The organism is Natrialba chahannaoensis JCM 10990 (genome assembly GCF_000337135.1).
GTDB classification, from domain to species: Archaea; Halobacteriota; Halobacteria; order Halobacteriales; family Natrialbaceae; genus Natrialba; species Natrialba chahannaoensis.
On the sequence record NZ_AOIN01000008.1, the window covers coordinates 1 to 18,557 of the forward strand.

General features: G+C 49.1%; 9 protein-coding genes. 6 read left to right on the top strand and 3 right to left on the bottom strand.

Going from position 1 to position 18,557, the window contains the following annotated elements:
- The first annotated feature begins 594 nt into the window (after positions 1-594).
- Together C482_RS20910 and C482_RS00055 are read left to right on the top strand one after the other, a co-directional pair.
- Complete coding sequence (locus C482_RS20910) at positions 595-2,424, top strand: DUF1156 domain-containing protein (protein WP_152421934.1); 1,830 nt, start codon at positions 595-597, stop codon at positions 2,422-2,424.
- Positions 2,421-6,059 (top strand): DEAD/DEAH box helicase, encoded by a 3,639-nt coding sequence (locus C482_RS00055; RefSeq protein WP_006165188.1) that lies wholly within the window; start codon positions 2,421-2,423, stop codon positions 6,057-6,059. Before C482_RS20910 ends, C482_RS00055 begins: the two co-directional genes overlap by 4 nt.
- 95 nt (positions 6,060-6,154) lie before the next feature.
- Here C482_RS00055 and C482_RS00060 read toward each other — a convergent pair whose 3' ends face one another.
- Positions 6,155-8,086: a DUF262 domain-containing protein gene (locus C482_RS00060; protein WP_006165189.1), complete on the bottom strand. Its 1,932-nt coding sequence runs from the start codon at positions 8,084-8,086 to the stop codon at positions 6,155-6,157.
- Between the two features lie 503 nt (positions 8,087-8,589).
- Here C482_RS00060 and C482_RS00065 point away from each other — a divergent pair.
- The 3 genes from C482_RS00065 (at position 8,590) to C482_RS00075 (ending at position 10,057) form a co-directional block, all read left to right on the top strand.
- Positions 8,590-8,955: a DUF7344 domain-containing protein gene (locus C482_RS00065; RefSeq protein WP_083858555.1), complete on the top strand. Its 366-nt coding sequence runs from the start codon at positions 8,590-8,592 to the stop codon at positions 8,953-8,955.
- A gap of 150 nt (positions 8,956-9,105) precedes the next feature.
- Complete coding sequence (locus C482_RS00070; RefSeq protein ID WP_006165194.1) at positions 9,106-9,624, top strand: DUF7342 family protein; 519 nt, start codon at positions 9,106-9,108, stop codon at positions 9,622-9,624.
- Positions 9,625-9,712: 88 nt separating this feature from the next.
- Entirely contained in the window at positions 9,713-10,057 is a 345-nt protein-coding gene (locus C482_RS00075) for a hypothetical protein (RefSeq protein WP_006165195.1), read from the top strand.
- A 219-nt stretch (positions 10,058-10,276) separates the two neighbouring features.
- Here the strand turns inward: C482_RS00075 and C482_RS00080 are convergent, their stop codons facing one another.
- Entirely contained in the window at positions 10,277-13,981 is a 3,705-nt protein-coding gene (locus C482_RS00080) for an NACHT domain-containing protein (RefSeq protein ID WP_006165197.1), read from the bottom strand.
- Positions 13,982-14,092: 111 nt separating this feature from the next.
- Positions 14,093-16,663: an HsdM family class I SAM-dependent methyltransferase gene (locus C482_RS00085; protein ID WP_006165199.1), complete on the bottom strand. Its 2,571-nt coding sequence runs from the start codon at positions 16,661-16,663 to the stop codon at positions 14,093-14,095.
- Positions 16,664-17,267: 604 nt separating this feature from the next.
- Here C482_RS00085 and C482_RS20095 point away from each other — a divergent pair.
- A complete protein-coding gene (locus tag C482_RS20095) occupies positions 17,268-18,383 on the top strand; it encodes a CRISPR-associated protein Cas4 (RefSeq protein ID WP_006165202.1) in 1,116 nt (371 codons plus the stop codon).
- Positions 18,384-18,557: the final 174 nt, after the last annotated feature.

Genomic DNA, 18,557 nt, shown 5'->3' on the forward strand with positions numbered 1-18,557 from the left:
CCTAACGGACACCGCTGACGCGGTGTCCTTGCTCTCTTCGATTCCACAGCGACAACTGACCAGTATCAACAATCTCCTACAGAAGAGCGCATTACAAAAGTCGGTCTTGAATACGCTGCCAACATCGGTTCACTTCAACCAGAACTGGAAGAGTATCGTGACAAGATACATAAAGAGGCAAAAAAGAATATTGAACCCTACTATCCTACAGAAAAACCTGGTCATGAAATCCATAACTCCGCACTCACTCATATAATTCAGTGCACGTCTTGCGGTGGTAGCATTCCCCTTGTCCGGAACTGGTGGATAAACAGCCAATCAGGTGATGCTGTAAAGCCAACATATAATGACGGTGATATTGATTTTTCCCATATAGTTCCAGGTGATAATCCTTCAAACGACTTTGAACCCAAAGATGGAACTGTTACCCGGGGAGGTGCTGAATGTCCACACTGTGGTGTCGTCAAACAAACAGACGAGATTCGGAAAATCATTAAGAACGGTAATTTTGAGTATAAGATTTATGGTGTTAGTTATGCAGATTCACAAGGAGACTGGCACTATCGTGCAGGATCTAACGTTGACAGCGAAGGTATGAAGAAGGCATTTGATCGAGTAGAATCGGATTTTGATATGTTAGATTTCTTGGCTGAACCAATTCCAAGCGGTTTCAACACAACACAAATTAAACGTTATGGGATGGACGAGTGGAAAGATATATTCACTCCACGGCAACTCATTACTCACTACGAGTATCTGCAAGCCTTCAAAAAATATGTCTCAGAAATTAGAGATAGATATGATGATAAAAAAGGCGACGCGATACTGACAATTCTAGCCCTTTCTTCAAGTAGAGTTATAGAGTTCAATTGTCGTCTAGCAAGGTGGCGTATGCGGCGGGGAACAGGAAGCCGAGTATTCACTGACAATAATCTTGCTCTCAAATTTACTGCTGTAGATAATAACATCTCCGCACCAAGGAGAGGGTACATCGATAGATCAGATCAGGTTATAGAAGCATACGAAGACCTTGTTACCCATTTGCCAAGCAATCCCACGGTTGAGACCTCTTCACTAGATGCTGCAGATCTCAACCAACGGTGGGAACAGGGAAGTGTTGACGTTGCAGTTGTTGATCCCCCATACTATAGCAGTATACAATATTCAGAATTGTCGGACGTGTTCTATGTGGTTTTAAAAAGATATCTGGGAGAGGTACACTCATCTCTCTTTTCTTCACAACTTTCTAACAAAGAAGACGAAGCAGTTGCTAATCCGACCCGGTTTGAGGGGGTTGCTTCGGATGACAAATCCATGAAAAGGTTAGCCGATGAAAAATATGAAGAGAAAATGGAAGAGATATTCTCTGAGATACATACCTTATTAGCTAAAAATGGTGTGATTACAGTCATGTTCACTCATCGAGATATGGACGCTTGGGACACCCTCTCTACTGCGTTTATAAACGCAGGGTTCACCATAACAGCAACCCATCCTGTCAAAACCGAACGGAAAGATCGGGTCGGACTACAGGGAAAGGCTAGTGCAGATAGTTCAATCCTTTTGATTGGGAGAAAGCGAAAAAAGACCTCTAACAAAGATAGCCGCACTTTGTGGGAAGATGTCAGGCAGAGCATTCATCAAGCTGCTCGGGATGAAGCAGAAGAAATTCTTGATTCAGGATACAATATATCGAAAACAGATACTGCTATTGCCGCCTATGGACCAACACTCCAAAGATATGCTGAGGAGTATCCAGTTGTGAACAAGAAAGGCAAAACGGTACGGCCTCGAGAAGCACTTAGCGAAGCCCGAAAAGCAGTGACTAGTGTTCTTGCTGATCAGTTCCTTGACACTGAAGGAATTGAGGAACTTGACGCACTCACACGTTGGTATATTCTAGCGTGGCTCATTTATGAACTCGATACATTCCCCTATGATGAAGGCCGGCAACTTGGTGTTGCAGCAGGAATTGATATTGACGAAATAAAATCGTCAACTAAGATTTGGGGGAAGAGTAAAGGAGATATCCAACTCAAAACGCACTCAGATCGGGTCCAAGATATTGTCATGCTTAAAAGCCCGAGTGCAGATAATCCTTCCTCACGAAAGTACCCCGTAAACCCCACTGAAACCAGGTTCACATATACGATTGATACTGTCCATGCAGCACTTCATGTCTACGAACGAGACGGTGCCAGAGCAGCATGGGATTGGCTCTCTGAACGAGGACTCAAATCAGATGGTTCGTTTAAAATAGCAGTCACTGCACTTCTTGAAGTCTTGCCATCTGATTCTGACATGTATGACACACTTGTTAACCTTATTTCAGGCGAGACTGGAGAATACCTTGACGTAAACCTTGATCATATAGATATGTCTGGGATAGAGCATCAAAGTGAACTAAGTGACCATACACAATGACTCTTCAGGACGTCTCATGGGAGCCGGTGTACGAGAGCGAGTTCCGGACTAACCGGACGCTCATGGAGACGTTCTACCGGCCGTTCCTCGACGAAGTGATTCGGTATGACCGTCTCGCTGGGTACCTCAGTCTACGCAGCCTTGCGTACGCCCTTGAGGGTGTTGACTCGCTTCTCGAGACCGATGGAACTGTCCGCGTCATTGCTGGTGCAGACCTCCAAAAACGTGAGAAAGGAGCAATGTTCCCTGATGCGGATGAGCCCCTCGAACCGTGGGTCGAATCCCAACTCACGATTATTGCTACCCTCCTCGATCGCGGTGACCTCCAGATTAAAGTCGGTAATCCAAAAGGGGGTGATGGACTCTTTCATCCGAAGCTCGGCATCGGCGTTGATCGCGAAGGCAACAAGATCAGCTTCGAAGGGAGCATCAACGAGACGCTCAGCGCGTGGCAATACAACTACGAACGCTTCAAAGTCCACCGATCGTGGAGCCGTGGTGAAGCGAAGTACGTCGACGAGGACATCTCCACGTTCAACGCTCTCTGGAACGGGTTCCATCCCTCTGTTAATGTCTATCCACTCGACGAGGCCGCCCGCCAGGACCTCATCGAATGGAAAGACACCGATGGATCGCTCGACGAGCACGTCGAACGCGTCAAGAACCACGATCCCCAGACGACGGTTCCAGAAGACGATACTGCTGGTGTCGTCTCACTTGCTGGACGGACGCCTGGTGGAATACATCTCGCGGAGGAGATCAGTACTGTCACGCCCTGGCCACATCAACGGACGATCTCCGATACGGCAGTCAGTATCTACCCAAACAACCTCCTGTTCTGTGATGAAGTCGGTCTCGGGAAAACCATCGAGGCGGGCCTGACGCTCTCACGGTTGATGCAGATCGGCGAGGTGGAGAACGCCCTCTTTCTGGTTCCTGCCGGACTAGTTCAGCAGTGGCAAAACGAACTCCTTGATCGGTTCAATATCCACGCCTACTACCACGAACGATCCTACGACGGCGACTATATGATCGGCCCCCTTGGAAGCGCAGAAGCCGACCGGATACCAACGACCGGGACCGTTGACGCGGACGACTGGGAAAACACGCCGATCGGATCGTTCGTTACTGGGAGAGACGAGCGGACCGTCGTGATCGAATCGTGGCACACTGCCCGCCGTGAGAACAATCAGGAACACGTTGGTCCCGAGATCGACGAGGACGTGTGGGATCTTACGGTAGTAGACGAGGCACACAGTGCCCGCGAAGAGACGAAACTCTATGACCTCCTTGGACAGGTTGAAGACGTCTCACAGTGTCTCTATGCCCTCACAGCGACCCCTATGCAGTTGAACATTGGCGAGCTCTATGATCTCCTCAGACTGTGTGACCTCCCCCCAGGTTGGGACGACAAGGAACGGTTCGTCGAATTTTTCGAGACACGGCAAGCACTTGAGGATAGTCTCGACACCGTCGGCTCTCGCTATCAGACCCTTATGGATGGACAGCAACAAGTCCTCCAGCAGTTTCGGAAGGAACTAGATCTCGAAGAGGGAGAAGGACGGCCCAGAATCAAACGCTTCGGACAGCTGCTCCACGAACACCTTACGTCGAACCCTGGCTACGACGACCAGGCGAACGATCTAGTCGATTCGACGGAGACAGCGTCGATCCAACAACGCAAAGCCCTCGAGAAACTCGTCGGCGTGCGAGAGACTTCGGCTCGGTTCGACGATCCGCGCTCACTCATATTCGACTGTGGCCCAACGGAATGGGCTGCCCTAGTTGAGGCGTCCCAGTGGGCGACACCGGTTCAGTCCCGAATTTTCCGGAATACTCGTGCGGTTTTGGAACAGTGTCAAGACCTTGGGTTACTCGATGACACTGTCCCAACACGCAATGTCGAGACGAAACGGATCGAACTGGGGAATGCAGAGCCGCTGTATGACCAAGTTGAGCAGTACATCGATGAGACGTACAAGCAGTCACAGAAGGTACTGACCGGGAAGGAGAAGCTCGCGTTGGGGTTCGTGATGACAACGTACCGCCAACGCCTGACGAGCAGTCTACACGCAATCAAGCAGAGTCTCCAGCGCCGGATGGAGAAGCTTGATGAGAAGGTCGAAGACATGACTGAAGAAGTCTCCGAGCTGAGCAAGGACGCTGGTGTGACGGAGGCGACGATCGACGAATCGATCGGCCAGGCATCTCTAGACGCGTATCAGCCAAGTAGCCGTGGGGCAACGGATGTGGTTCAGGCTGAACGGGCTGCCCTTCAGGAATTCGTCGACGATCTTAAGCAGGCTCATACTGATCCGAAAGTAGCTCAACTGCGGCGGGACATCCGCTCGCTCCGACAGAGCGCTCGGGACAACATTATCATCTTCACACAGTACCACGACACCCTCGAACATACTCGTGAAACCTTGACGGATACGCATCCGAATGTCGGTACATACAGTGGCGGAGGCGGGATGCAGTACGATGAGACGACAGGCGAATGGGTTAACGTCGGCAAAGAAGCGATCAAGCGTGATTTCACTGATGGGGACACCAATATCCTGATCTGTACAGACAGCGCGAGTGAAGGGTTGAATCTCCAGACTGCAGATGCATTGATCAACTTTGACTTGCCGTGGAATCCGATGCGTGTCGAACAACGTATCGGTCGAATCGACCGCATTGGACAGAAAAACAAGGTAGTGAAGATCATCAATTACGCGTACAAAGACAGCATTGACGGCGACATCTATGAGGAACTGGAGGGCCGTTTGCAGTTATTCGAGAACGTAGTCGGCCCGATGCGTCCCGTTCTGAACAGCATTGAACAGGATATCAAAGAGGCCGTGATGGGTAGTTCAGACACGAGTGACTCTCAAGAGCCTAGTAAACAGGTCGTCGAAGAGGCGGACTCTCGAGCGCAACGTGCTCAACAAAAAGCCGAAGAAACCGGTTTGGCGGGTGAAGAAGATAGCGTAGCGACGAAAGAAGCGATTATCGAGAGTGCTGGACTTGACGGTTGGGAGCCGTACTGCTATCCAGCATTCGACGAGATCGGGACCGGCGATCGATCGTATGAGCCCTTGGTGAGCTTGGAAACAATCGAGACACTCCTTACGCAGAGCAATGAGCTCGAAGAAGCTGGGTGGACATTCACTGCTCTCCGAAATCATGCTCGCGCTGAGGACTTCGACGGCATTGTCGATGACGCGTATGTGCTGGAGTTACCAGATGATAGCGTGATACGGATGCCGGAGTCGCTGGACGAGACAGCACAGGCAGAACTTGGAGATGGTAACGGTATTGTGATAACGTTCAATCCAAAGATCGCAGAGCAGCTTCCATCGATCCGATTACTACTACCGGGTGATCCGCTCTTTGAGGCACTCATCCGAGAGGTCACTCCTGAGGTCGTCGATAGCCTGGAGTTTATTTGTGGGAAGCCTGGACCGGGTGGATCCTCAACTACTCGAAGTAGCCGCATAGCTGAGATAACACAGGCAGCTGTGGTAGAGCCAGCAGTAACGAGCGAAGCAGAGAAACATCTGTTAGGTGGAACACGCCCGATTTCGGATCCCGATGATGCTGAGCAGACTGTCCTCAATTGGTTATCGGAGTTACCTGCAGCAGATTAACCCTTCATCGATTTCACTTCGTTTTCCTCTATCAGCGGAGCGGATCAGAAGCCGAGAACAGCTGAAAAAGAGCGTGGATGTGATTAAATATACAACTAATTCATGACGGGAACGGTATCTGTCGCTAAGTCATCATACAGCGTCAATTCTGATTTCAACCGATCCAGAAGTAAGTCCTCTCGCTCATTCCAGAATTCCCCAAACCGATCATACGTATACCTCTTAGATACTAACCAGGGGAGACAGTGAATCTCAGCGAGTGTCTCCAACCCTTTCCTATCCGTACTCACTTCCTGAAGCCAGTCCGCCGGATCAGTATCACCCTTCGATTGGTTCTCTGGAATGAGTTGGAGATTACCCAACTGGTGACGATTATCTTGGTCAGTGCTTTCGAGATCTCGCTTCTCCAGCTCAGAGTCCTCGTCAGGGTTTAGCTTATTCTGTGGGTATATGTGATCGACTTGTATCTGACTGGTAGCATTATCACCCACTTCAACGAGTTCGCCGCTGATCCGTGAGTCCTGGGTAGCTCTCGTAAGCAAAAAGTGTTTGACGGATCCACTGTGGTAGTCTGTCTCCTCTACGAGCGTTTCTAAGCGATCTTCTGTGAGTTTTAATTGGATTCCACGGCCCTCAAACTCGCCAACTATGTCTAAGACAGGAAACGAATCTTCGGTGATGTAGTCTTGGGCTCGCCGAAGCACAGTATCAGAACCAAGTGTGAATAGGTTGTTACAGACAGTAACTGACAGCCAGTACTCCATTCGGTCCAGAATCTCTTTTGATGGATTTACGCACGAACGATCCGTGTCTGTGAGCGTTAGATAGCAATAGTAGAGGATGGGAAGCATTGCATTGTTTGACGTCAGGCATTTTCGACCTAACCCGAGTTCGTCAGTAACCAGACGGAACGCCTCGGACATCGCCTGTTTGTACGCCTCATCAACCCAGATGTCCTCTAACTTCTCAATGTTATTCGGAATAAGGTACTCCCGTCGGAAACTTGGAGAAGTGTCTCCAGTCAGCATCAACAGTGATCGAATAATGAACCCCTTGCTGAATCCGAAGCCATAGGTTCCCCAGTCCGCTTCAAGATCATCCACGTAAGATTCGATGGCTTCCTTTGGATCATCGTCTTCAAGCGTCCAATAAACGCTCATCTGAGAGAAGGCGATGTCCGAGTTACTGAGTGACTCACCGCCATCATTCCGCCGTACAAAAAGATGCAATGCGATTTCACTCTCCATCTCTGTAACATGCTCAATTACGAGATGGTCGTCTTCATATATCGCTTCGTAGAGTCGAGAAAGGTTTGACTCAATTGCATGCTCTTCTTGAGGGGACTCAGCAACCTCCGCTTGAAGATTATTGATCTCAGTGTTGATATTGTCGAGTTCCCAGAGCTTGGTTACTGGCCACCAGAAGTTGCCGGCACTGGTTCTTTGGCCGCCTGAGGTTCTGAATTTGAACTCGTATCGCAGGTCGGATTCGGTTGTGTCGTACTCTGAAGGATATGAGAGGAGGTTGAGATACAGTTTACGCTCAGTGTAGGAGTGTAGTTTCGTTCTGTATTTCTGGCCTTTGTATCGATAATGGGTACCTCGGAGACCAATAAGGAAAGAGGTCAATCGTTGCTGGCCATCCAGCGCAAATGTGTACTGATCAGGGATCTTGTCACTATTAGTGAGCTGTTTGCTCTTATTCCGGACGTATCGGTCGTCCTTCTCGTACTTTTTCTGGGTTGGATAGGCGGATTCTTCAGCGTAATGTTTAATGAACTTATAGGAGGCTTCATCTGCGGCAGTGCTTCCACTTACTTTCCAAAGGAGAAGCGAACCAAGAGGAAGGCCGCGAAGGAGGGAATCGAACAGTTTTTCAATTTGAGTATGACTCCAACAGAACTCACGCTGGAGCGACGGAATGTATATCGGATTGTCTAGTTCGGTCTTGGTGGAGTCGTTCTCATCGGCGGCAAGGCGTTCAACAAGGTCAGCTACAGATTTTGACTGTGGGGTGAAATATATCATTAGTATACATTTCTGCCAGCCAATGTTAAAACACTGATTGTACACAGTCGCTGATTACGGGCGCTCCAGACCTTACTGCGGTTCGGATGTGGATGTGAATTTTGGGGACCACCACACCATTCCTCGAGCACCAACTTTCTTGCTATCAAGTACTCCTTCTCGCTCAAGTTTCTCCAATCGATCTCGAACACCGCGATGCGTGATATCAAAATTCGAAGCCACTTCTGACGTAGTCAGAACGGGATCAGAACTCGAACGAAAGACATCGAGGATATCGTCATCAGTGACTGTAGGTTTCCGACCAGGGCCATCGCTCATTATGAAAATCCCTGGTTAGATCGTAGTTAGCCATTTATTCTCTTGAGAGAACTAACTATCATTAGTTCTTTCAAAAGAACTAATTTGGTGAATGGGTTTGCAAACGTCCATGCAAGAGACCACTTTGAAAATCCCCTTCGGAGCACAGCCGACCCGCTCTCCCAAGTCCAATCAACGAATTCACTATGGGACGTAACAACTGCGGTGACGACTATCTCTCGAGGGTGTATCACTCCCTCAGAGCGCCACGACGCCGTTATGTGATTGAGTTGGTTGCAGAGAGCGATAACGACCTCTCGGTTCGCACGCTCGCTCGAGAAATCGCTGCTCGAGAACAAGATGTCCCAATGGACTGTGCAACCGGTGAACCGTACCGCAACGTGTACAACGCGCTCTCCCAAACGCATCTATCGACGCTTTCGGACGCCGATGTTATCATCTATGACCCCGAGCGCCAGACCGTTGCTCCAGGCCCAGATCTCACAATAGCTCTCCTTCTAAGCAATCTTAATCAGGCTGCGTTTCAGACGCTTCGGAATCTCGAGGAGTGAGGTGACCAATCTAAAGTGGCTTCGTAAAATCCTCTCCTGGTCTATGAGTTCCTTGGAACGGCAGACACAGATTTGCGTAATAAGCATGGAATTAGAGGATATATTTTGGGTAGGTGAAGAAATATATGGGCTAGTCTCGTTGATCAAAGTATGACAGACAACACACGCCGCGAAGGGCCGCCCCCATTCGACAGACCGTTCGAAGATGAGGACACGAAGCAGCGCGTATACGGGACGGTGTTGCACGCTCGAGAGCCGATGACGGCCGCTGAGATTGCCGAGCAAGCAGACTGTTCGGCGGAGTCGGCACGGACCCATTTGTCGTTCTACGCTGACCTCGGTATCGTTATTCGGCATGAAGGGCGACCAGTCAGGTACGAGCGCAACGATGACTACTTCGAGTGGCGTCGAGTGAACGAGTTAGCGCGGGAGAATACCGTCGACGAGTTGCAGGCCCGTGTCTCAGCGCTGACCGATCGAATTGAGGAGTATCGCGACGAATACGACGTCGATTCACCCGCCGAGGTCGACGTCCTCGAGTTCGACGCGGCGCGGATCGACGATGTGTATGTCGAACTCGGTGATTGGGCCACCGCTATTGAGGAGCGCCGTCATCACGAACGTGCCCGGAGAAAGGCCGCCAGTTCAACGACTCCGTCCCACAGCTGACATGGTACCAGTGAATGACGGTCGGAGCCCTGCGCCAATCGACCGATCGGTGTTAGAGCGACTTCGATCCCAATTTCTCGGCAGCCGTATGTTTCAATCGGCAGAAATCGTTACAGCTGGAAAGCTACACCTTCGTGTCGATCTGTCCGACGAGTACTACCCGAACGAAGTGTCCGCTCGCCTCGAGATCCGCTGGTACCGAAACGACGATTTTAATTTCCACTATCAGGAGGAACGCCAAGTTAGTGCGTGGAAGTGCCGATGGGATCGGCATCCAAACGCGCACAACTCGAGAGATCACTTCCATCCGCCGCCGGCTGCGAGTCGCAGTGACGCACAAAACGAGCAGTGGCCAGCTGACCATCGCGACGTGAGCCGTCTCGTCCTCGACCGCATCGAGGAGCGAATCGAAGTACTGTGGGAGCAACAATAAGAAGAGAGAGAGGGACTCTGTTGAAATCCCTCTTTGGCGTCGCCAACGAATGCGCCGTCGCGCGTCTGCTGATGCCCAGCACTTCCGATATTTGGTTGCGGAAACACCCGTTGAGGGGTCTGTTGAAACCCTTAGCCGGTGATAGGTTTTAGGAGTCGTGCTGAATACATAGCGCATAGTCAGTAGATAGCCAGCCGAGGGTTCTACCTACACCGCTTACTAATCACAGATATCTTCTTGATATGCGATGATTCCCTTATTGATGTGCTCATAATTGTTATGTAGCTCAGATAATTCATCAGACTTTGCCTGAAGCTCTTGATGATCTAAGGTACGTTCACCCCAAGGAAGCCAAGCAATCGTCTGCTCGGTCTCCTCAAGATACTTTTCTAGCAAGTCCTTCCGAATATACAATAGCCAAGAATCGTACCGTGCGTTATCGCATTGGAATTCCCTATAGATCGTAGCCCTGTTTCCATTTGAGTCAAATAGATCGAATGTCTCATTGTGATTAATCAGATCTATATGTTCACTCAGCGCAGGGGCGGGGAACCTCATTCCACTTACTTGATTCAGTTGGCTGTGATGTGACTCCCAGGCAAAGACATGTACTGGGATTTCTACCTCCACGCCGTTGCTACTACCTCTGTGAGAGCCAAATGCTTTTTCCACGTTCTTCTTTGCTGAACCATTGTCTTCACGCAAATAAGACCCGTACCGATCAGACCACGGGATTTCGCCGGCGTATGTGTAGTAATCCTCCAGTGGATCCGGGATGTTCCTATTCCCTGGATATTCCGTTTCTCGCAGCTCCTGTTTCAACACAGAAACATCCTCTTCCGCTACTAGAACTCCTCTCAAGAAGGTAAATATCCTGAGTGCATCCAGGGAAGCTTGCTCAATCTTCCCATCAAGCAATACCCAGGGCCCATCCACACCATCAACCGTATCTTTCACAAACAGGTCTTCATAACTTGGGTTTGGGCCGCCTGAAATCCAATCACAATACTCCGAATATTCTGTTTCAAATAGCTCGGGTAACTTGGGCTTCCACTCTTTAATTTCAGTTGGGAAGCTCGGATCGATGTCACAGTCCGGCGGGCGCACTTCGTTTTCATAAGTTGGTAAAACGCCTTCATCAACACGTTTTCCATACATCTCAAAATAGGCAATCCAAGAGTACTTTTTCCCGTACCGATCTACCTTCGTCTTATCTCTTCCTCGTGTATTTCGCCGATCAATTTCATTATCAATTGACTCGAAGTCCTCATACGTATATCCGAGATCTTGGACCCGGTTTTTAATCTGTTTTAGAACAGCTTGGTACTCGGGATGATCGTCGACATAGTTTCCTCTATCTGGAACTAATCCGCCGACGGTATAGTTACTGAAGTCCATATGAAAAGCTGACTCAACATCTTCGAGCGCATCCTCATCAATCGAATCAGAGTCTCGGAACGGAGAGTCAATTTGATTTAATGGAGGATCGGTCAGATCAATCTCACCCTGTGAGATGCAGTCACCGCCGATTCTCCTAGCAAGCTCAATAACACCTCCCGCATATTGCCGTGACAAGACATGTTTGGTGCCGTAATCCGAGTCCTCCTGGAACATTTTCTTAACCAGTTCTCCTGCAAACTCTGGAATTTCACTCCTTAGAGTGTCTCCGTCCGGGTCTGCCCACATCGACATTGCAACTCCATAGCAACTCGCTAGCATCCGTTCTCGGACATAAGGGTCATTGAAAGAGAGTGCTCGAAGAGTTTCTTCAAAGAGGAGTCCAGGATGGGCCAGTCCCACTAAGTACAGTTTATGCGTAACCCGGTCCCGTAGATGTCTGTCCGTAGTTGTGAGGAATGTAGACAGTAGAGTAATCGCATTCCGTGCTGTGTTCTCGGAAAACTCGTCAACCGGAGCTGTTTCTACCCATTTTATAATCCTATGAATAGTTGAGTAATCAGTTGTTCGCCGCAGATATTCAGACCAATGCTCATCGCGTTCAGCCATCTCCATATCATCCAAATATCCATACAGCCGATCCGCATCATATGGATGACCGGGACGAGACGCAAGACCAACCAGAACATCAAACGTTTCTCTCTGAACCCTTTCGTCTAACTCTTCCAAGTAGAAACCAACCAGATCGTCAGTCTGGTCGGTGAAAGAATCCGCACTCCGCCAATACAGACCATCTAGGAATATATCTTTAATTGGTTCTCCATATTGGCGTTTCTTTGGAATGTAGAAAGCGAGTTCCCTTTCCTCCTTTGGGAGAACTCGCTTTACCCGTCGAGGGAACTCAACCATGATCGCCTCCGCTAGACCCGGTTCGGCAAATCGCAGATTATTACCCACTAACTCGAATATTTGTCCTAATGGCCTGTTCACGTAGAAGCTTCGCCGCACAGCTGTTTCCGAGTCAGTCTTCAGATACTCTGCCAAGAGGTGGCGTGCAATGATGTGATCTCCAAATCGCTGATACGGAAAACGAACAACCTCCGTTGTCCCCTGGTTGCGGTGGAGTGTTTCAGCCAGTAAACCATCGGAGATCATACGATCGAGTAAGTCCCAAGCTTCTGGATCTGAGAGAGAAGTTTCGTCTTTGATTGCATCGATAGCATCTTCCTTCGTAACGAACTCCTGCATCTCATCAGCCATGATACCAGCAATCCCTGACCTGTGGGTAGGACCTGTAGATGTCCCCTTCATTATTCTCCAACAGGCCTTTCGTATAAGGCCGAAGTCAGCCTCGATATCTTCACCTATTTCCCGAGCAAAGTGTTCCAAAATATCGGTCATACTTCGCTGGCCGGAGGCAACACTCCTCAGGTAACCCTGCTGATCAGATTGATCTCTTCGAGTTATCGCCTCACAAAGTATTTTTAGAAAGAGTGGACGCGAGAATTCCGGTGTCAGTAGGGGTACGTGGGGTGCCGGAACATTGTAGTAATCAAAGAACTCAATCTGTGCATCAAACTCGTTCTCCTCGAACCCACGGTGTTCAACCTGAACAAGATGGTTTTCGGCCTCGCTCGTTAAAATCTGTTCATCGAACGGAGTGCGACAACTGAGTGTCAGACCAACATGAGAATAATCCTCAACCTGCTCAGCAACGGAGGCTAACTCATCTCTCCACAGTTCCCGATCAGCTTCGTTTATTCCATCAATTAGCAAAAGAGATCTTTTCCCAACCTCTTCGCCAAATGATTGTAGTTCGGTAAGTAGTTGCTCTGGACTCGACACTGAATCAATTAACTGGCAGATTCCTTCAAGGGGAGGAACATCATCTGGGAGAGTTTCTGCTAAAACAAGAAGCGTTGGAAGCTCCAAATCCATCCTTATTTCAGCAAGGTCACACAAAAAGTGTGTTTTACCAGTTCCCCATTCTCCCTTGAGGAACAGGGTCTTGTCCCGTAAAAGAGGGAGTTCCGGCCCCTCAACAACGGTAGAAACTCTTTCCAAAGATTGGGACAAATTTTGATTAAGCGAAATTTTGTTGTTTATGTCTCGCTGTTTCTCCTCATCTGCCTCACGATGCTGAGATCGCAGTTTCTGGCTGACTTCACTGGTTTTGCCCTTAGCAAACCTTGTTGCACGTGTAAGTTGGCGGAGTTCCGTCTTGTCATCATTAGGTGATCTGTTTGATATTGACCTCAGAAGTTCGACCACCCGCTCCGGAGACTGTTTTCGACGCTTGAACGCTTCTTTTGCTTCCACCGGTGCTCTATTCCATTCCTCCCCCAATTCATCAGCTAAATTGGCTAGCCGCTCTTCCAGTCTCTTAGAATAAGCTAACGCATCAAATGGCTGTAGAACTTCTGAGACCTGTATGTTCGGAGCTTCAGGATCAATTTGAGGAGTATATCGAGCGCCAGCGTGATTGATCTGTTCCTTATTGACTTCGTTGAGATTTGAGAGTTCCATTTAGTCTACCAGACTAACTTTGCTTTAATAGTCTTTTTCAACATTCTGGCGTAGAGTCGGGTGATCAGGAAAATGGCCTTGATGATGTCCTAAGCAACTGGTGAATCAGAGCTAGGTCGCTGCTGCTCCTGAATCCTGCTGTTGTGCTATTCGTACGTATTCATTCAGACAGGCGTTGCAGAGAGCGTAGAAGGAGACGAAAAAGTGGATTGACAGTGTTCGGCTATCTTCGATCACATCTCCGTGTGCTATCCTGTTTCGACGTTGTCTAACTGTCTCGTGGAGATATTCGCTGAATACGCCGTCGAAGAACTGGGAGATCAGGTTATCCAGGTTCTTTCGCTTCTGCGAGCGATGTTTCCCTGGCATCTTGAACTCAGTCTTACCGTCCTCTTCGACGATGTCGCCCCCTGCCTCCTCTACTAGGTCAGCAAGGACTCCTTCGAACTGTAGTACGATTCCAGCGAGGAAACCTCTGTAGTGACCCTCTTCGAACTCCATAAGCAGATCATCCAGAAGCTCTCGTCTTTCCTCGAAGAACTCTACGTTCCGGAAGGTCTGACGTGCCTGGTCCAGGAGTTCCTGATCAAACCGGTCAATGACGAACTCTTGAGCCTGTTTACGATCAGATTCAAGCAGTTCCTGGAACTCATCGAACTCGGGCAGGGTCAAGAACCAAGACCAGGCAAAGTTGTCTCTGGAAGCTAAATACCGCCGTAAGGCCTGCTTCTCCCTCTCTGTCTCATAACTTTCAATCAGAATGTGGTTCAACTTGACGAGGTCGTTATCATCTTCCGGCGGGAAGAAAGGCTCCAGTCTGTCGAAGGTGTCCTCATTCAACGCCTGCTCAATGATCGGGATTTCCCTTAGCTGGGTGATGTGGATACGGTACCAGTTCAGATCCATTGACTTCGCGTACGTTTGGAAAAACTCTCTGTATAGAGGGGTGTTCAACAGCCGGGCTAAAGCATCCCTGCGTTGTTCCCCATCAACTTGGACACCGATTACCGTCGAATCAAACACTGCATCATCAACCTCAACAGTATAGCAGACCGGCTCGTCGAAAAATTTAGGGATTATCAAATTCGGATTCTGGAACTTACCAAGATAGTTTGGTATGAACGAAAACCCATTTCCTTGGTGGTGAAGCGGACTACTCTCTACATACTCTACCAGTTCTGTGTAGCCGTCATTCTCCAACTCTTCAAGCACCCTTTGCTCCGTCAAATCCATTCCTTTTGCCTCCAGAGTTTCTATGTATCGAGTGAGATCCAGCAGATAGAGATTGATAACATCCTCAGAAATAGAACGTATATCGTCAGGAGGATTCTTGATGACGGGACGGAAGAAACGTTCATCGATACCTGACTCCTCCTTCTCACTCGAATCAAAGTAGAAGATATCGTTATTGCCTGTAGACACGCCGCTCCCAATCTCGACGCCGGAAAGCTCACCAAGCTTGGTGAAACCTTCAGATGTGAGGATGTCGTAGATTGACGGGTTAGAAAGCATTCTCAAGATATTTCTTCCTTCCAAGTCCGCGTGAGAGGTCTTCACCAATTCCGCGTCATAGTGATTATACCTGTTTTCGAGTATGGCGTCTAACGGTTGTTGGAAAAGGCCTCGTGCGTTGTCGGGCAGTTCCATCTGGTTGAATCGTGCGATTCCGGTCTTCTTGGCCTGAGGATCACGCTCCTCCTTGACCAAGGTTAGGATGACTAACTCGACTGAGTGGGAATCTGCGAAGAGTCCCAACGGCAGTTCAACTATTCTATGGATACTGCATGATTCAGTAAGTTGGTTGAGGAGGCCGTCTTTCAGGGCCATCTTCGGGAGTACGAATGCTCCGCGCCCACCGTCTTTGAGATGGGATACTGCTTTAGCGACAAAAGCGGCAGCAAGTGAGGGCCTTGTTCCTTGGACCCATTTACTGATTGTTTGTCGCTGTTTTGGTGGCAAGAAGCTTGCTATCGGTGGGTTTCCAACGACTACATCGTATTTCCTCCGGGAATGTTCATCCGGGCGTTCCTTGACCAATTCTGATTGTTCAGGGGTTCTCCAGTCGAAGAAGTCCTTATTAATGATCTCCGCGTTGTCTATGTCCCTGACTCTGATTTTTGCTAGTTTAGCGATGAACGGGTATATTTCGACTCCAGTCAAGCGGTTTGAACCTTTTTCGGTATCGAGTCTGGTCACAGCTTGTTTGAGAAGACTACCTGATCCTGTAGCGATATCGAGAACAGAGTCGTTCTCTGATGATATTGCCCAGCCCGTGAGAAGTTCAGCAATAGACTCCGGCGTATAGCCGTGTACATAACCAGCTTCGGATAGGATTCTTGAGGTCTCTTCGATCTTTAATTCCCTGTACACTGTCTCACCAATCAATACCCGTCTGAGAAGTTCTCCGTATTCGTGGACATCTCCCAATTCATAGAGCAGGATATCTTCGTCCCGGAACTCAAGAAAGCCATTTTGAACAGTTATCAGTACTCGGTCCGCAGACTCCGGTATCTCCGTTATCTGTTTATGAGGCCCGCCAGACTCAAAGATGTAGAAAGCCTGGTTCGCTGTATCGACGACTAATCCGCCACCGCGCATCTCCGCAGCATTAACCGCGGGAGAGTCCTCTACCTCTTGAGAAAGCAAATACAGATCCAGGTTAGGAGAGTGACGACTGGACATCCTTACAGGGGTTATAACATCCAAATCACATTAACATTAGGTCGTCCGGTTGCTCTTGATCGAATCTGCGGAGCCCTGTGCATGCAGGTATTTATCCTTCTTGTTCGAATAGTTTCTCTTGGGGTTGCTATGAGGTGTATTTGTTCGCTGGCGGTCATTTCTTCCAATGCATCTTCGTAGTGGCTTACTGTTTGGCGCAAGACGCCGATTTCTTCGACTGTGTCCAACTGCTTAGTTGTATGATTGCGTCGGATAGAGAGCGGGATTGAATCGTTCTTAGGGTTAGATAGCAGGGCTAGCGGAATAAAATGCCAACTACGCCGCTGAATGTACCTCTGCATTCAGCACCCGGATTCTATCAGCCATCGAGGATTTCAACAAAGTCGGGAGAGAAAGAGTATCGACAACACCGCTTTAGTACGTTTTCTATCGATTGAATCGACAGAATTGATTTGAACACCTTTGCGTAAGTAAGTCCCTTTCAGCTATCTAAATTATCGACATTACTGCCGCTCCGTAACCACAACTGGCGATTGATCAAGTGGCTTCTCGTTGGCACTCACCTGTATGATTCGTAACCAAATCAGCAGCCGAGAGGGTCAACATGGGAGAAGTAGATAGGGAGACGACTAGAACCGGGACGTCTGAGATCAATCTGGTCGACGGAATCTCTGGGAAGCAGTTTCGAGACTGGTATCAGGAGCGGAAATTCCGGAAAAACATCGAAAACGGAAAGCCGTATTTCAACAGGCCACCGTCGGTTCCGTCACCCCGAAAACATAGTCCAAGCCAGATACTGCAGTGCCACCGAAAAATCGCATACCGTCAACACAATGCGCCGGCAGAAAAACCAAATCCAACAGGGATCTTTTGGTTTGGGTCACGGTTCGAGGAAGATCTCGTGGTGAAATTTCTCAAAGAGACTGTTGTTAACGACCAGGAATATGTCACGAACTCGCTGTGGGTTGATTTTACTGCCCAGACGGATATCGGCGACATTCAGATCAAAGGAGAAACGGATCCAGTAATCGTGGATACAGATGGAGAACCGTTGCTTCTCACGGAAATCAAGACCAAGCAATCGGTAGAAAACGTCCGGTCGCCCAACAAGCACCATCGAGCTCAAGCGCATGCGTACATGAAAGGATTGTCCGAGAAATACGATCGGACAGTGTCGGAGGCCGTCATCCTGTACGGAAGCCGAAAAACGTTCAACGCCAAAGCGTTCCATATCGAATTCGACCCATGGTTTTGGCGCAACACGGTTCTAAATTGGGTGGAGACACACACGACGTACCGTCTCAACGAAGACCTGCCACCAGCAGCCCCGGAGTACAGTTGGGAATGTAGCTCTTGCTCTTATAGAGAGCGATGCGGACGAGGTAGTGCAAGTTACGAGGACGTAGACGCTACTGGATTGCTCCCTCTCCATGAGTACCCGGAGAGGGTGGTTAGAAGGTATTTAGAGGGTCATAAGGATGTAAAGCTCACACCAACCCTTTCAGAACGGTATCCAGAATTAGCGGACAAATTTGGGGTACACGATTGGCGATGTGAGCGTTGCGATGGAACCTATCCACACGATTCACCTGACTGGACTGGGAACGTTTCGGAACCGCCTCTCTGCCCGTCTTGCTGCGACGATGGTGTACCAGCTACGTTAAGAGGAGACTCCATCGACACTCAGAAAATAGAAGAAGGTCACCATGTCGCGGAATAGTTGGCTACATCTCGATGACCTTCGAGAGAGCTGGCTGTTCCTCATCGCTGGCGGGACTGAACAATCAGGCCAGCCAGAAGGTTCGCAGAATTCTGCTGGAGAGATTGAGTACTGGGAGATTGGCGTTGGGAACCCAGAGAAGTTAGTCGAAACAGCGGCGTCGAGTTTGGCTGG

What these genes read in the sequence shown, in the direction of transcription:
- C482_RS20910 (WP_152421934.1), top strand. Translation starts at nt 595, where the DNA reads ATGAAGAAGGCATTTGATCGAGTAGAATCGGATTTTGATATGTTAGAT.
- C482_RS00055 (WP_006165188.1), top strand. Translation starts at nt 2,421, where the DNA reads ATGACTCTTCAGGACGTCTCATGGGAGCCGGTGTACGAGAGCGAGTTC.
- C482_RS00060 (WP_006165189.1), bottom strand. Translation starts at nt 8,086, where the DNA reads ATGATATATTTCACCCCACAGTCAAAATCTGTAGCTGACCTTGTTGAA.
- C482_RS00065 (WP_083858555.1), top strand. Translation starts at nt 8,590, where the DNA reads ATGGGACGTAACAACTGCGGTGACGACTATCTCTCGAGGGTGTATCAC.
- C482_RS00070 (WP_006165194.1), top strand. Translation starts at nt 9,106, where the DNA reads ATGACAGACAACACACGCCGCGAAGGGCCGCCCCCATTCGACAGACCG.
- C482_RS00075 (WP_006165195.1), top strand. Translation starts at nt 9,713, where the DNA reads ATGTTTCAATCGGCAGAAATCGTTACAGCTGGAAAGCTACACCTTCGT.
- C482_RS00080 (WP_006165197.1), bottom strand. Translation starts at nt 13,981, where the DNA reads ATGGAACTCTCAAATCTCAACGAAGTCAATAAGGAACAGATCAATCAC.
- C482_RS00085 (WP_006165199.1), bottom strand. Translation starts at nt 16,663, where the DNA reads ATGTCCAGTCGTCACTCTCCTAACCTGGATCTGTATTTGCTTTCTCAA.
- C482_RS20095 (WP_006165202.1), top strand. Translation starts at nt 17,268, where the DNA reads ATGGGAGAAGTAGATAGGGAGACGACTAGAACCGGGACGTCTGAGATC.